The organism is Streptomyces sp. NPDC059649 (genome assembly GCF_042734445.1).
GTDB lineage: Bacteria > Actinomycetota > Actinomycetes > Streptomycetales > Streptomycetaceae > Streptomyces.
The window spans coordinates 1-13,942 of sequence record NZ_JBHWDV010000004.1; the positions used below are offsets into that span (position 1 = coordinate 1).

At 73.5% G+C, this 13,942-nt stretch carries 13 protein-coding genes; 4 read left to right on the forward strand and 9 right to left on the reverse strand.

What is annotated here, in order from left to right:
• Positions 1-191: 191 nt before the first annotated feature.
• The 3 genes from ACFV1J_RS08110 to ACFV1J_RS08120 form a co-directional block, all read right to left on the reverse strand.
• A complete protein-coding gene (locus tag ACFV1J_RS08110) occupies positions 192-1,238 on the reverse strand; it encodes a serine hydrolase domain-containing protein (RefSeq protein WP_385856443.1) in 1,047 nt (348 codons plus the stop codon).
• Between the two features lie 77 nt (positions 1,239-1,315).
• The gene (locus ACFV1J_RS08115) at positions 1,316-2,632 is read right to left on the reverse strand and encodes a multidrug effflux MFS transporter (protein ID WP_385856444.1); all 1,317 of its coding nucleotides are present in this window, start codon (positions 2,630-2,632) and stop codon (positions 1,316-1,318) included.
• Positions 2,633-2,766: 134 nt separating this feature from the next.
• Positions 2,767-4,398, reverse strand: a complete 1,632-nt coding sequence (locus ACFV1J_RS08120; protein WP_385856445.1) for an alkaline phosphatase D family protein — start codon at positions 4,396-4,398, stop codon at positions 2,767-2,769.
• A gap of 175 nt (positions 4,399-4,573) precedes the next feature.
• On the opposite strand from ACFV1J_RS08120, the gene ACFV1J_RS08125 reads away from it, so the two are divergent.
• The 3 genes from ACFV1J_RS08125 to ACFV1J_RS08135 all read left to right on the forward strand — a co-directional run bounded on the left by ACFV1J_RS08125 (position 4,574) and on the right by ACFV1J_RS08135 (position 7,736).
• Positions 4,574-5,515 carry a DUF4429 domain-containing protein gene (locus ACFV1J_RS08125; protein WP_385856446.1) on the forward strand — a complete coding sequence of 314 codons (942 nt, stop codon included), beginning with the start codon at positions 4,574-4,576 and terminating at the stop codon, positions 5,513-5,515.
• Positions 5,516-5,567: 52 nt separating this feature from the next.
• A complete protein-coding gene (locus tag ACFV1J_RS08130; RefSeq protein WP_385856447.1) occupies positions 5,568-6,503 on the forward strand; it encodes an SDR family oxidoreductase in 936 nt (311 codons plus the stop codon).
• 192 nt (positions 6,504-6,695) lie between these two features.
• Positions 6,696-7,736 (forward strand): peptidase, encoded by a 1,041-nt coding sequence (locus ACFV1J_RS08135; protein WP_385856448.1) that lies wholly within the window; start codon positions 6,696-6,698, stop codon positions 7,734-7,736.
• 89 nt (positions 7,737-7,825) lie between these two features.
• On the opposite strand, the gene ACFV1J_RS08140 is transcribed toward ACFV1J_RS08135, so the two are convergent.
• Together ACFV1J_RS08140 and ACFV1J_RS08145 are read right to left on the reverse strand one after the other, a co-directional pair.
• Positions 7,826-8,137 (reverse strand): hypothetical protein, encoded by a 312-nt coding sequence (locus tag ACFV1J_RS08140; protein ID WP_385856449.1) that lies wholly within the window; start codon positions 8,135-8,137, stop codon positions 7,826-7,828.
• 124 nt (positions 8,138-8,261) lie between these two features.
• Positions 8,262-9,836, reverse strand: a complete 1,575-nt coding sequence (locus ACFV1J_RS08145) for a protease pro-enzyme activation domain-containing protein (protein ID WP_385856450.1) — start codon at positions 9,834-9,836, stop codon at positions 8,262-8,264.
• A 240-nt stretch (positions 9,837-10,076) separates the two neighbouring features.
• Here ACFV1J_RS08145 and ACFV1J_RS08150 point away from each other — a divergent pair, with 240 nt between their 5' ends.
• Entirely contained in the window at positions 10,077-10,637 is a 561-nt protein-coding gene (locus ACFV1J_RS08150) for a dihydrofolate reductase family protein (protein ID WP_385856451.1), read from the forward strand.
• 19 nt (positions 10,638-10,656) lie between these two features.
• Here ACFV1J_RS08150 and ACFV1J_RS08155 read toward each other — a convergent pair whose 3' ends face one another.
• The 4 genes from ACFV1J_RS08155 to ACFV1J_RS08170 form a co-directional block, all read right to left on the reverse strand.
• On the reverse strand, positions 10,657-11,571 hold the full coding sequence (locus tag ACFV1J_RS08155; RefSeq protein WP_385856452.1) for a transporter substrate-binding domain-containing protein: 915 nt from the start codon (positions 11,569-11,571) through the stop codon (positions 10,657-10,659).
• Positions 11,572-11,667: 96 nt separating this feature from the next.
• Positions 11,668-12,396 carry a hypothetical protein gene (locus tag ACFV1J_RS08160; protein ID WP_385856453.1) on the reverse strand — a complete coding sequence of 243 codons (729 nt, stop codon included), beginning with the start codon at positions 12,394-12,396 and terminating at the stop codon, positions 11,668-11,670.
• Entirely contained in the window at positions 12,393-12,878 is a 486-nt protein-coding gene (locus ACFV1J_RS08165; protein WP_385856454.1) for a hypothetical protein, read from the reverse strand. The genes ACFV1J_RS08160 and ACFV1J_RS08165 overlap by 4 nt, the downstream gene beginning before the upstream one ends.
• Before the next feature lie 264 nt (positions 12,879-13,142).
• The gene (locus tag ACFV1J_RS08170) at positions 13,143-13,832 is read right to left on the reverse strand and encodes a DUF429 domain-containing protein (RefSeq protein ID WP_385856455.1); all 690 of its coding nucleotides are present in this window, start codon (positions 13,830-13,832) and stop codon (positions 13,143-13,145) included.
• Positions 13,833-13,942 lie beyond the last annotated feature (110 nt).

Here is a 13,942-nt window from a genome sequence, read left to right on the forward strand (position 1 = left end):
AGCGTCAGTGGTGTATAAGAGACAGCGCCTGTTGTGTGGACGTAAAACGAAGCAGTCCACACAACAGGCGCCGGAGGGCCGAACCCGCAACCCACCACCCACCAGGCGCCCCCGGCCCAAACCCCCACCCCGCCGAAGGCGGAAAAGACGGCAACCCCCTCGGCGGGAAAGCCGAAAACGTGCGGCAAGTCTCAGCCCGCGGCTCGCGCCAAGCAGGTCGCGGCGGCGGCCCGCGGGCCGCTGCCGGCGTCGCGGCGGCGGGGATGGACCGTGTTGGCGAGCAGGACCAGGAACGTGTCGGTGGCGCGGTCCAGGACCAGGCTGGTGCCGGTGAAGCCGGTGTGCCCGGCCGCGCCGCGGCCCGCCAGCTCGCCCATGAAGTACGGCTGGTCCACGACGAAGCCGAGGCCCGGCGGGTCGAGCAGGGCGTCGACCGCGGCGGGCCCGAGGATCCGGGTGGTGCCGTACGCGCCGCCGTTGAGCAGGGTCCGGCACAGCACGGCCAGGTCCTGGGCGGTGGAGAACAGGCCCGCGTGGCCGGCCACCCCGCCCAGCGCCCAGGCGTTCTCGTCGTGCACCTCGCCGCGGAGCATGCCGCGGTCCGCCTTGGCCCAGGGCCGCCGCTGGTCCTCGGTCGCCGCCACGCCGTGCGGCGGCAGCGGCCCGTAGCGGGTGGAGGTCATGCCGAGCGGGCCGGTGATCTGCTCGCGGACCAGGGCGTCCAGGCCGCGCCCGGTGCACCGCTCCAGGATCAGCGCCAGGGCGATGAGGCCCAGGTCGGAGTAGCGGTAGCCGGCGCCGGTGCCGCCGCTGGGGGCCGCCGCCTCCCGCCACAGCAGCGCCAGTTGGGCGGCCCGCCCGGGGTGGTCGTAGAAGGGGAGCTCGGGGGCGAGCCCGGAGGTGTGGGTGAGCAGCTGCCGGACGGTGCGGCCGGGGGCGAACGCCGGCAGATGGTCCCGGACCTCGTCGTCGAGGGAGAGCCGGCCGCGTTCGGCCAGCTGGACGGCGGCGACGGCGGTGAAGAGCTTGGTGAGCGAGGCCAGGTCGAAGACGGTGCCGGCCCGCATCGGTACCCACAGGTCGCGGGGCAGGTCCAGCCCGCGGTCCCGCTCGGGGTCGTACGCCCGGTAGCGCTGCGCCCAGCCGGCGGCCTCCTCGGCGACCACGACCGGGCCGCGGCCGGCCAGCACCACGGCCCCCGGGCTCCACGGCGGCCGGCCCTCGGGCAGCTCCCGCACCCCGCGCACCAGCCGGTCGACCCAGGCGGGGTCCAGTCCCGCCCGGGCCGGGGTGCCAGAGGTGAGTCGCGGTGCGTTCAGAGTGCGGTCCTCCCGCCGGAGCTGTCCCCCTTACGCTGCCACGGACGGCACAGTCCCAGGAAGCTCCCGAGCGCCAATACGGCGCAGGAGAGCTGGACGAGTGCCATCGGTACGGCCGTGCGCTCGCCCGCGATGCCCACCAGCGGCGAGGCCACCGAGCCGAGGAGGAAGGTCGAGGTGCCCAGCAGGGCGGAGGCGGAGCCGGCCGCGTGCGGGGTGCGCAGCAGCGCCAGGGTGTTGGTGCTCGGCATGACCAGGCCCATGGCGGCCATCAGCACGAACAGTCCGGCGGCGGTCGGGACGAGGCCGACGTGCCCGAAGACGCCGGCGGACATCAGCAGCAGCGCGGTCGCGGCGAGCGCGATCACGGCCAGGCCGGCGCCCAGCACCTTGTCCAGGGCGACCCGGCCGACCAGGATCTTGCCGTTGATCTGGCCGACGGCCACCAGGCCGACGGAGTTGATGCCGAACAGCAGGCTGAAGACCTGGGGGGAGGCGCCGTAGATCTCCTGGACGACGAACGGCGAGGCGGAGATGTACGCGAAGAGGGCGGCGAAGGCGAAGGCGCCGACGAGCAGGTAGCCGGAGAAGACCCGGTCGACGAGGAGGTCGCGCATGGTGCGCAGGGCCTCGCCGAGACCGCCGGATTGCCGCCGGGCGGGCGGCAGGGTCTCCGCCAGCCGGCGCCAGACCAGGAGGGTGAGGCCCAGGCCGACGGCGGTGAGGACGACGAAGACGCCGCGCCAGTCGGTGATCTGCAGGATCTGCCCGCCGATCAGCGGGGCGACGACCGGCGCCACCCCGGAGATCAGCATCAGGGTGGAGAAGAACCGCGCCATCGCCACCCCGTCGTAGAGGTCGCGGACCACGGCGCGGGCGATGACGATGCCGGCGGCGCCGGCCAGTCCCTGCAACAGCCGGAAGGCGATGAGGAGTTCGGCGTTGGTGGCGACCGCGCACAGGGCGGTCGCCAGGACGTAGATGACCATGCCGGCCAGCAGCGGGCGGCGGCGTCCCCACTTGTCGCTCATCGGGCCGACGATCATCTGGCCCAGCGCCATGCCCGCGAGGCAGGTGGTGAGGGTGAGCTGGACGGTGGCGGCGGGGCTGTGCAGCGCGGTGGTGACCTGCGGCAGGGCCGGCAGGTACATGTCCATGGAGAGCGGCGGGACCGCGGTGAGTCCGCCGAGGACGAGGGTGACGAGGAGGCCGGTGCGGCGGGACGCGGCGGGCGGTGGTGCCGCTGCCGCGTCCCGCCCGGCTATCGCGGGGGTGTCCGAGGGGTCGGCCGGTCTGGTGCCGGGCTCCGTCATGTGCGTCTCCATGGGTCGGTGGGCCGATCCATGGTGTCATGCCCAGGGCGGGTTACGGCCCCTTACGGGGTGCGCCATTGGACCTAGGGCTGAGGTCCCGGCCGAGGGTTCCGGCCGGGGTCGGGGTCAGGCCATCAGGCCGGCTTGAGGCCCGGGTTGCCGGCCTCGGTGACGAAGGACGCGGCCGTCTTCACCGGTGCGCCGGGGGTGGTGACGGCGGACACCGTCCGGTAGTCGGCGCGGGCGGTGTCCCGGTCCAGGGTGACCGTCACATAGCCGCGGCGGCCGTTGTAGAACTTCATGTGCGGGTTGGCCGCCATGTACGTGCCCCAGTTGGCGGGCCTGTCCGCGCCGTCCTTGCCGCTGGCGATCGAGGTGGTGACGAACTCCACGCCCGCGGTGCGCGATCCGGGGTCCGCGAAGTCCTTCTTGATGTCGAAGGCGTAGTGGACGTGCACATCGCCGGTCAGCACGACGAGGTTGTCCACGCCGGCCGACTCCGCGCCCGCCAGCACCCGCGCGCGGGAGGCCCGGTAGCCGTCCCAGGCGTCCATGCTGAGCTGGTAGCCGGGGCCGGTGGCGTTGCGCCGCTCGGAGAACGCGACCTGCTGCGGGAGCACGTTCCAGCGGGCGGTGGACTGCCGCCAGCCGTCGATCAGCCAGCGCTCCTGGGTGGCACCGGTCAGGGTGCGCTTCGGGTCGTCGGACTCCGGGCCGGGCGCGTGCCAGCCGTCGCCGTAGGCCTGGTCGGAGCGGTACTGGCGGGTGTCGAGGATGTCGAACTGGGCCAGCTGGCCGTAGTGGAGGCGACGGTAGAGGCGGGCGTCCGGGCCGTGCGGGCGCTGCGGGCGGCGCAGCGGCTGGTTCTCCCAGTACGCGCGGTAGGCGGCGGCCCGGCGGACCAGGAACTCGGCGGGCGGGAGGTTGTCCTCGCTGATGTCGGAGGCGTAGTTGTTCTCCACCTCGTGGTCGTCCCAGGTGACGATGAAGGGGTGGGCGGCGTGCGCGGCCTGGAGGTCCGGGTCGGACTTGTAGAGGGCGTAGCGCAGCCGGTAGTCCTCCAGCGTGACCGTCTCGCGCCGGAAGTGGGCGGGCAGTGTGCGGTCGGTGTATTTGCGGGCGCCGCCGGCCGCGTCGACCGGGTACTCGTAGAGGTAGTCGCCGAGGTGGAAGACGACGTCGAGGTCCTCCTCGGCCAGGTGCCGGTAGGCGGTGAAGTAGCCGTCGTGGTAGGCCTGGCAGGAGACCGCGGCGAGCTTCAACCGGGAGAGGTGGGCGCCGCGCGCGGGGGCGGTGCGGGTGCGGCCGACCGGGCTGATCCAGCTGCCGACCCGGAAGCGGTAGTAGTAGACGCGGTCCGGCGCCAGGCCGGTGGGCTCGATGTGCACGGAGTGGTTGAACTCCGGGTGGGCGTCGGCCCGGCCGTGACCGGCCAGCCGCGCGAAACGCTCGTCGTAGGCGACCTCCCACCGGACCGTGACTCTGGCGTTCGGCATCCCGTTGCCGGGCTCGTACGGGCGCGGCGCGAGGCGGGTCCACAGCACGACCGAGCCGGGCTGCGGATCGCCGGAGGCGACGCCGAGGGTGAAGGGGTTCTCGGTGATCTTCCGGGCGTCGGCCTCGGCGGCGTGCGCGGCGCCCGCGGCCGGGACGTTGACCGTGAAGGCGAGTGCGGCGGCGGCTCCGGTGACGGTGAGGAAGCGACGCCGGGCGACGTGGGCGGCGGCGGCCCTGATCTCCTGCTCGTACGGTGCGGTGTGCGTCATCTGGCCCTCCCCTGGCGGCGGTTGCTGAGGACGATTGGACGGCCGCGGGGCGGCGGGCCGCTGACCCGTGTACGACGCAGGCATGACCGCTCGATGATGGTTGGTCCGGCACCGGACGACGCCGGACAATCACGGCACGCGGCACGCACCGCCGACTCTCCGTAGGATTCGGGACATGGCTGAACTGATGGTGCGCGACGGCACCTGGAGCTTCGACGGAGAGGGCATACGCATCGTGCCGGGGCGCGAGCGCGGGGTGCACAAACTGCGCCAGGACCTGGGCGAGTTCACGGTCCCGCTGGCCGCGCTGGCCGGCATCGCCCACGAACCGGGCCGCAAGGCCGGCCGGCTGCGGCTGCGGCTGCGGGACGGCGCGGACCCGCTGCTCCAGGTCACCGGCGGCGGGCTGCCGGACGACGCGAATCCGTATCAGGTCGCGGTGGAGCCGGCGCGGGTGGACGTCGCCGAGTACTTCGTGGACGCGGTCCGGCAGGCGCTGATGCTGGAACAGGTGCCGGACGGGCCCTGTGACCGCTATCTGCTGCCCGGCCCGTCGGTACCGCTGTCCGCCGCCGGGGTGGACGGCGTCGCCACCTTCGACGGGGAACGGGTGCGCGTGGAGTGGCGCTGGAACACCAGTGAGACCAAACGGCAGTGGGGCACGCGGGACTACGCCCTGACCGACATCGAAGCGGTGGAGTGGCGCCCGCCCGTCGGGCTGGAGTCCGGCTTCCTGCGCTTCCGTCCGCACGGCACGAAGGAACGGCTCAAACCGGACCACGACCCCGACTCCATCGAGCTGTGGGGCTTCAAGAAGGAGAGCGGCACCACCGCGCTGCTGGCGGCCGCGGTCACCGCACGGCTGCCGCACCCCTCGGCGCCCGCCGCCCAGGCCCTCCCCGCGACGGCGTCCGTACCCCCCGTGGCCGGGAACGCGGCCGGGAACGCGTCCGCCCCCGCGGCCGCCGCACCTGCCGCCGCCCCCGCCGACGACCACGACGCGCTGCTGCGCCGGCTGCGTGAACTGGGCGAGCTGCACCGCGACGGCATCCTGACCGACGAGGAGTTCACCGCCACGAAGGCGGCGGTGCTGCGGCGCTTCGACACCGGCGGCTGAGTCGCCGCGGCGGGCGGCCGGTTCGCCGTCCGCCGCCGTTTACGCTGCCGCCATGGCACAGAACACACAGCGGGCAGGGGCAGCACAGGCGACGCCGGTGGCGCGGGCCGGGCACGTGGGCGGCACGGCGACCGCGCCCCGGCCCACACTGCCGGCACCGGCCACGCGGGGCGGGCCGACCCCGCAGACCGCGGCGGCGGCCCAGGAGGCACGGGAGGGCGGCGCGGCGCCCCGCAAGGTCGCGGTGGTCACCGGCGCCGGGTCCGGCATCGGGCGGGCCGTCGCCCAGGCGCTGATCCGGGCCAACTGGTCGGTGGCGCTGGCCGGGCGGCGCGCCGAGGCCCTGGAGGAGACCGCCCGCCTGGCCGCTCTGACCGAGCCGACCAGCCCCGCGGTCGTCACCGTGCCGACCGATGTCACCCGCCCCGAACAGGTCGACGCGCTGTTCGCGGCGGTCCGCGACCGGTTCGGCCGGCTCGACCTGCTCTTCAACAACGCCGGCACCTTCGGCAAGGCGGTGCCGCTCACCGAGCTCTCGCACGACGACTGGCGCGCGGTGGTCGAGGTCAACCTCACCGGTGCGTTCCTCTGCGCCCAGGCCGCCTTCCGCACCATGAAGGAGCAGGAACCGCAGGGCGGCCGGATCATCAACAACGGCTCGATCTCGGCGCACGTCCCGCGGCCGCACTCCGTCGCGTACACCGCCACCAAGCACGCGATCACCGGGCTGACCAAGTCGCTGTCGCTGGACGGCCGTCCGTACCGCATCGCCTGCGGTCAGATCGACATCGGCAACGCGGCCACCGAGATGACCGACCGGATGCAGACCGGCATCCTGCAGGCGAACGGGCAGCTGGCGGTGGAGCCGGTGATGGACGCCGCGGACGTGGCCCGGACGGTGGTGCACATGGCGGAGCTGCCGCTGGAGGCCAATGTGCAGTTCGCGACGGTGATGGCGACCGCCATGCCCTATATCGGGCGGGGTTGACCGTCCGTCGGCACGGGCGACGATCACATCGCCTCCACCGGACCGTTTCCGTCCGCCCCCTGCCCTCCGGTCGCTTCCGGTGGCACGCTTACCTCTCACCGCACCACTCGTCTGCCGGGCCGTCGCGTGCGGCGGTCCCGTCCCCATCGGCCGCGCGCCCGGCGTCCGCGGCCCCCGCAGAAGGAGTTACGCGTGAGACGAAACGACCGTGGCGGCACCGCAGTTGACGGCATAGCGACGCGGCGTCCGGCGCGCGGATCCCGGGCCGCCCTCGGCACCCTGACCGCCGCCGGTACGCTGCTGGCCCTGCTGCTCCCCACCGGCCCGGCCGGCGCCGCCACCCCGCAGAACTCCCCCCGCTCCGCCACCCCGCAGCGCACCGCCGGCGCCTTCTGGACCGCGGCGCGGATGCGGTCCGCCACCCCGCTCGACCTCGCCGCGCCGGCGCGGCAGCACCGCGCCGCGGTCCCGCGCAGCGCCCCGCTCACCGTGCGGCCGACGCTCCCCCAGCTGCCCGGGCTGCCGTCCCTGCCCGTACTGCGGCCCACCGCCGCGGCCCAGCCGGGCGGCCCGTGGACCGGCGGCGGCGCGGTCACCAAGACCGCCGGCCGGGTGTTCTTCACCTACCAGGGCCGTAACGCGTCCTGCTCCGGCGACGCGGTGACCAGCGCGAACAAGAGCACCGTGATCACCGCCGGGCACTGTGTGAAGCTGGACGGCGCCTGGCACACCAACTGGGTCTTCGTGCCCGGCTACCACGACGGCCAGGCCCCGTACGGCAAGTGGCCGGCCGCCAAGACGCTCTCCACCCCGCAGTGGACGGCGAGCGAGGACATCAACTACGACGTCGGCGCGGCGGTCGTCGCCCCGCTCGACGGCAAGAAGCTCACCGACGTCGTCGGCGGGCAGGGCCTGTCCTTCAACTCCGGCTACAACAAGACGATGTACGCCTTCGGCTATCCGGCGGCGGCCCCGTACGACGGCACCAAGCTGATCTACTGCAGCGGCACCACCATGAAGGACCCGCTGTTCTCCCACGACCACGGTCTGTCCTGCAACATGACCGGTGGTTCCAGCGGCGGCCCGTGGTTCACCTCGTTCGACGAGAAGACCGGCACCGGGCTGCAGTCCTCGGTGAACAGCTTCGGCTACCAGTTCCTGCCCAACACCATGTTCGGTCCGTACTTCGGCGACGACGCCAAGAACCTCTACAGCACGGCACAGGCGTCCTGACGGAGGCAGCCGCGCCCTGAGGGACGGGCGGGCCGTACGGCGACGGTGCGCTTCCCGGCCGCCGCCGTACGGCCTACCGGAGCGGCTCGTCACTCCCCGTCCACTCCCCCGGACATCACCGCCCAGCCCACGTCCTCGTAGCCGCCGGCGACCAGTGCCGAGGCCGCCACGACGAGCGCGACCAGGGCACCGAAGATCAGGAACGGGCGTGCCCCGTAAAGGAGTTGGCGACCGCGCCGGGGGCCCCGCCCGGTGCGTGTCCGCCGCCGCTGCGGCCCCAGCGCTCCCGGACCCATACCGCGCCGCCACCCCAGGGAGCGGCTGATCCGCCGCTTCCAATACACCAGCCGGTAGTAGTGCTTGAGCACCGCAGCCCCCACCCGTACACCCGTCCCGTACACCCATTCGAGGGAAATCCCCCCGAGAGTACCGGCCGCGGAACCACCCCGCCGCGTGATCGGGCCATCCGCGAAGGGCCCGCCGGGCGCGGCCGTGCACACCCGGCGGGTCCGGCTGACCGGCGGGTCAGCGGGTCACCATCTCCCGCAGGGAGGCGAGGAGTTCGGTGCCGTTCGGGACGCCCAGACCGGTACAGGCGTCCCAGCCGGGACTGGCGTCGAAGTCGCCGTTGCTGCCGACGGTGACGTCCCGGAAGCCGCGGGCGGTGTGCCCGGGGGTGGCTCCGGCGTACAGCAGCGGGTGCAGCATGCCGAGCGGGCGGCCGAGCGCCTCGACCAGACGGCAGGTCAGCGCCGCCCAGAGCGGGGCGACGGCACTGGTGCCGCCGATCACCGAGGGGTGGCCGTCCACCAGCACCTCGTAGCCGGTGGCCGGGTCGGCGACGCCGGAGACGTCCGGCAGACCGCGGCCCGGGCCGCTGCCGTTGTGCGGCACACCGGCCGTGGTCTGCCAGGACGGCAGCGGGAACGCCTCGCTGATGCCGCCGCCGGTGGCGCCGCCGCCGTTGCCGCCCCACACCACTTCGCTGCGCACCAGACCGGAGTCCGGGTCGGCGTCCAGGCGGGTGCCGCCGCAGGCCAGCGCGTGCGGGCTGGAGGCCGGGAAGTCGGTGTGCGGGCGGCCGTCCGGGACGCCGTCGCTGCTGCCGTCGTCGCCGGCCGCGGTACACACCGTCACGCCCAGCGCCGCGGCGTCGGCCAGCGCCTCGTCGAACACGGCACGGGCCTGGTCGGTCCAGAACGGCTCCGCGGCGCCCCAGCTGATGCTCAGCGCGGCCGGGGTCGGGGTGTCGTGGACGGCCTGGCTGACCGCGTTGACGAAGCCCTGGTCGGTGTTGTGCGCGAAGTACACCTTCTGCTCGGCGCCGGGCGCCAGCGCACCGGCGACCTCGATGTCCAGCAGCACCTCGCTGTCGGCGCCGTGCGGGTCACCGGTCGGCTGGTTGCGGGCGGTGCCGACGCCGACCGCCGTCACCTTGGGCATCTTCGGCAGCCCGAGGGACCGGAAGTACTCCGTCAGCTCGTCCTGGGTGAACCCGCCGCCGAGTTCGATGATCGCCAGCGTCTGGCCGGTGCCGTCGGTGTCCGGCGGGAACTGGTAGACACCGGCCAGCTGCGAGGGCTTGTACGAGGTGTGGCGGGCCCGGGCCCGCGCGTGCCGGACATGCGGACGGGCCTGCGGGCGGTCGTCCAGACCGAGCACCGCCACGACCACACCGTCCAGCTCCGCGGGCAGCCGCAGCGGGCCCTCGCGGTGCCGGTGCTCGACCAGCTCACCATGGATGGGGTCGGGGCTGGCCACCCGGGACAGCTGGGTCCCGAACGCGGCCGCCATCTGGTCCGCCGTACCGGACACCTTCATGCGTCTGCTCGCCAGATCGACCTCGTTCACGTCGACGCCGTGGCGGCCCAGTACCTCGCGTACGCGGTCGGCGTCGGCCTGGTCGGCGCCGTACCGCTGGGCCAGCTCGGCCTGCGAGATGGTGTCCGGCCCGGTGATCAGATCCCGGGGGACCTCGGCCCGGCGGCGCAGCATGATCGTGGCGTGGACGGGGGTGGACCCGTCGAGGGAACCGGCGGGGCGCGCCTTGGGGGCGGCGGCCCGCTCACTACCAGGAAGTTGGACAAATCGTTCATTCATAGCACAAAGTATCGACCCGATCACGCCACGTTCGCATGTCGAGCGGGGTCGGGCCCGGTCGGGTGGGCGCGGGCCCGGTCGGGTGGCGCGGGGCCCAGCCGGGCGGCGCTGGTCGGGGCCACGGCCGCCGGTCCGGCGTAGGGTGCCGCCGGGAGGACCGCGATGCGAGAGACCACGAGCCAGGGGACCACGAGCCAGGGGACCACGAGCCAAGGGACCCCGAGGCGAAGGATCGTCCTGATGATGTCGCTGTCGCTCGACGGCTACATCGAGGGGCCGGACCACGACATCGCCTGGCATGTCGTCGACGACGAATTGCACCAGCACTTCAACGACCTGCTCAGGACCATGGGCGGCCTCCTGTCCGGCCGCGTCACCCATGAGCTGATGGCCGGGTACTGGCCGACCGCCGACGCCGACCCGGACGCCCGCGGGCCGATGGCCGAGTTCGCCGGGATCTGGCGGGAGATGCCCAAGTTCGTGTTCTCCCGGACCCTGGAGCGGGCCGACTGGAACACCACGATCGTGCGGGAGGTCACGGTCGAGGGGATCAGGGAGCTGACGGCGCGGCCGGGCGGGGACCTGGCGCTCGGCGGGGCGCACCTGGCCGCGTCCTTCCTTCGGCTCGGCCTGGTCGACGAGTACCGCCTCTACCTCCATCCGGTCCTCATCGGCCGCGGCACCCCGCTCTTCCCCGACGCGGACACCAGGACCCGCCTCCGGCTGCTCGACACCCACGCCTTCGGCAACGGTGTCGTACTGCTCCATTACGCCGGGAACGACGGGCCCGAGGAGGCCTGACCCCACCTGCCGTGCCCGTTCAGGCCCGCGGGCGGTCCCGGCAGGAGAGGGCGTCGATGGTCTCGGCACGCGGCCGGTAGTCGGTCTCCCAGGTCGGATCGGCCTTCGGGACCGACCACAGCGACGTCGAGAAGTCGTGGCTCCAGTTGTTGCTGTTGACGTACTCCCGCAGCGCGTCGCGCAGCCGCAGACAGTCCTTGCGGTGCCCCTTGGCCATCGCGATGCCGTAGTGGTTGGCGGAGCCGTAGGTGAGGTCCGGGACGACCTTGAGGTCCGGGTTCTCCTGCGTGAAGCCGTAGAGGATCATCTGGTCGGTCGAGACCGCGTCGGCCACCTTCTTGACCTTGAGGTCGGTGATGCAACTCGACGCGTCCGGACGCTCGTAGACCGCGATCCGGGCGTACTCCGGCCCCTCCAACGTGGTGGCGGACGTCGTCCCGGGCCAGGTGCAGACGCGCTTGCCGAAGAGGTCCTCGGGCCGGCGGATCCGTTGGTCGTTCCTGCGGACCATGATGCCCTGGTACGTGGACGCGTACGGGCCCGCGAAGTCCAGCGTCCTCATCCGGTCGACGGTGATCGAGAACGTCGCCACGACCAGGTCCTTCTTCTTCTCGGTGAGCACCGCGCTGCGGTCCTCCGACGGCACGATCCCGAAGTCCGGCTCGGCGCCGACCGCCTTGAGGACCTGCCGGGCGACGGTGATGTCGAAGCCGGAGAACTTGTAGGTGTGGACGACGCCCGTACCGGGCTGGTCGTTCTTGGCCCCGACCGACACCTTGCCACCCGCGAAGAGCGAGGGCGGCTCCGAGGATCCACAGGCGGTCGCCACCAGAGCGGTGCATGCGAGCCCGACCAGCCCGGCCAGCCCGGGAAGGGCCTTGGGACGCCGGGACCTCAGCGGTCGGGCGGTGCTGTCGCGTCGTGTGATGCTCATCGGTCTCCCCCGGTCCGACGGTTCCTGCTTCTTACGTTTCTGCGTCAACACTGGTGCGACGTGAGGTTCCTGACGGAACGTCATCGAACGCAACCATCAGCGGTCATGCAGCACCGCGCTCGTCGTCCGCACGTCCATCCGGCAGCCGCGGCCGGTGTGCAGCCGGACGCCGATCGTCACCGTGGCGGTCCGTGCTCCCAGGGCGAAGTCGACGGTGCCGCCGGGCCGGATGTCCGCGGTCCGGTCCGCGGAGCCCGCGGTGAGCAGCGAGAGCGTGGCGCGGGTGTCCGGCAGGCAGGTCGGGCCGGCCGGGTCGTGGTCGGTGAGGTCCAGCGTCAGCCGCAGCGCGTTACGCGGCTCCGCCAGGGCGCGGGCGTCGAGCCGGAGGGTGAGCGTGCGGTGCGCGACGTCGTCCAGCGGCTGGCTGCCCTCCGTACGGACCTGCCCGGTCACGTCGATCTCGCCGTGCGTCCGGACGCTCTGGAAGGCCAGCCAGCCGCCGACCGTGGCCAGTACGGAGACCAGGGACAGTACAGCGGCCAGCCGGGCGTCGCGCGGACCGCGGTCGAGGACGCGGGCCGCGGCGGTGCTCACCGACAGGCCGGTGAGCAGGCCCCAGAGGGTGTACTGGCGGGCCGGTCCGTCCGGCCAGACGGTGCCGGCGATCACCACGGCGGCGCAGGCCAGCAGCAGCGGCAGCCAGCGGGCGCTGGGGTGCATCACCCACTTGATGAAGATGTTCCTGATGTCGTGGGCCGCGATGGAGTGAGCGCCGTGCGAGGTCGTGCTGTGGTGGACGTCGCCACGGTCCGCCGGGCGGCTCATGAACCGTTCCGGGTGTCCGCGCTGCCTCCCATGTGGATGTCGCCGTGGATCTCGCCGGCCGCGATCGAGCCCTGGCCGGTCGCGGTGACGTGGTGGTGGACGGTACGGCCGCCCGCGGACGCGGCGAGCCGGTCGATCTGCCGCAGGAGCCGGTGCTCGTCCCGCCGGTCGGCGGGCTCCGCCAGCCAGCCGGCCACCGCCGCCGCCAGCACCCGGCGCTCGTCGTCGCCGAGGCCCGCCAGCTGCCGGTCGAGCGCGTCCGCCCGTTCCTGGTCGAGAAGCAGCCGGCCGGCGTCGCCGACCGGGCCTCCGTCCGCCCCGTCACCGCGGCGCAGCAGCCGGCGGAAGAATCCCTCCCCGGCCGTGACGGTGCGCTCGGCGATCCGCTGCTGGGCGGCGCTGATCACGGACGTGCCGAGGCTGTTCGCCGCCATGGTCAGATAGGGCGCGATCTCGGCCGATACGGTCGCCAGGTCGGACATCCGGCTCTCCCCACGCTCAGAAGTCACGGCCCCCCGCCGCAACACCCATACGGGAAAGGCGTGTTACCCATGTGAGAGCTGATCCACACCCATACGGTTGAGGGTTTCCACCATGGGCGATCGCCACCTGGCAGCGCTTCGAGCCGCGTCGCGCGCGGGGCGGCAGGGGGCGGCGCGGGACGCTGCCGACCGGGGCGCAGGCGCAGCGGGATGCCGGACGGACACCCGGTGCACCATCAGTACCGGATGGCGACGGGGCGCCCGTCAGTACCAGATGGCGATGGGGCGCCCGTCGGCATCGTGCTCGGGCGGGTCCGGGAGGGAGTGCGCGCGGCCGCGGGCGATCCGGTGGGCCGTCCATGCGGCCGCGGCCGCGTCCAGGACGTCGTCCGGCGGGGTGCGCCCCGCGGCCCCCAGGTCGTCCGGGAGGACGATGCCGGCCGCGGCGAGGAGCGAGCGCCGCGCCATCTGCCCCGCCCAGCTCTTCTTGCGGGCAAGCGGCGCCGTGCCGCCCGCCAGGGCCCGGAACGACACCTCCGGGTGCACTTCGAGGAGCCGGTCGCCCCCGGGTGCCGTCAAGCAGGCGTTCGCCTCACGGAGTTTGGCGGCGAGCCCCCAGCTCTGGCGGCTCAGCCCGGCCCCGGTGAGTTCGCGGCACCGGGCCCGCGCCTCGTCGTACGTCTCCTCCTGCCACACCGTGCGCGGCGGCACCCGGAAGACGCTCCCCCTGAGCGGTCCCAGCAGGGCCGCCGCCTCGGTGTCCGCCCGCCGCCACCCGGTGTCGAGGAGCCCCAGCGGCATGTCCACGGCCACGACCGCGACGTCACCGGACGCGGCAACGGGCAGCAGGGAGCGCAGGGTCGTGACGGCTCGTGCCTGCGCGAACCGGCCGTCGCGGAGCTCGACCGCCAGCCAACCGCCCGGACAGGCGTCGACACCGAGGACCGTCACCATGTCAGCCAGTGTCCGCGAAGGGGGCCGCCTGCTGAAGTCCTACCCTTGACTCAAGGACGCCACCGCTCCCGCGGGGCCGACGCAGGGACGGCACTTCGGGGGTGCGCCTG

What these genes read in the sequence shown, in the direction of transcription:
- ACFV1J_RS08115 (WP_385856444.1), bottom strand. Translation starts at nt 2,632, where the DNA reads ATGACGGAGCCCGGCACCAGACCGGCCGACCCCTCGGACACCCCCGCG.
- ACFV1J_RS08120 (WP_385856445.1), bottom strand. Translation starts at nt 4,398, where the DNA reads ATGACGCACACCGCACCGTACGAGCAGGAGATCAGGGCCGCCGCCGCC.
- ACFV1J_RS08125 (WP_385856446.1), top strand. Translation starts at nt 4,574, where the DNA reads ATGGCTGAACTGATGGTGCGCGACGGCACCTGGAGCTTCGACGGAGAG.
- ACFV1J_RS08130 (WP_385856447.1), top strand. Translation starts at nt 5,568, where the DNA reads ATGGCACAGAACACACAGCGGGCAGGGGCAGCACAGGCGACGCCGGTG.
- ACFV1J_RS08145 (WP_385856450.1), bottom strand. Translation starts at nt 9,836, where the DNA reads ATGAATGAACGATTTGTCCAACTTCCTGGTAGTGAGCGGGCCGCCGCC.
- ACFV1J_RS08150 (WP_385856451.1), top strand. Translation starts at nt 10,077, where the DNA reads ATGATGTCGCTGTCGCTCGACGGCTACATCGAGGGGCCGGACCACGAC.
- ACFV1J_RS08155 (WP_385856452.1), bottom strand. Translation starts at nt 11,571, where the DNA reads ATGAGCATCACACGACGCGACAGCACCGCCCGACCGCTGAGGTCCCGG.
- ACFV1J_RS08160 (WP_385856453.1), bottom strand. Translation starts at nt 12,396, where the DNA reads ATGAGCCGCCCGGCGGACCGTGGCGACGTCCACCACAGCACGACCTCG.
- ACFV1J_RS08165 (WP_385856454.1), bottom strand. Translation starts at nt 12,878, where the DNA reads ATGTCCGACCTGGCGACCGTATCGGCCGAGATCGCGCCCTATCTGACC.
- ACFV1J_RS08170 (WP_385856455.1), bottom strand. Translation starts at nt 13,832, where the DNA reads ATGGTGACGGTCCTCGGTGTCGACGCCTGTCCGGGCGGTTGGCTGGCG.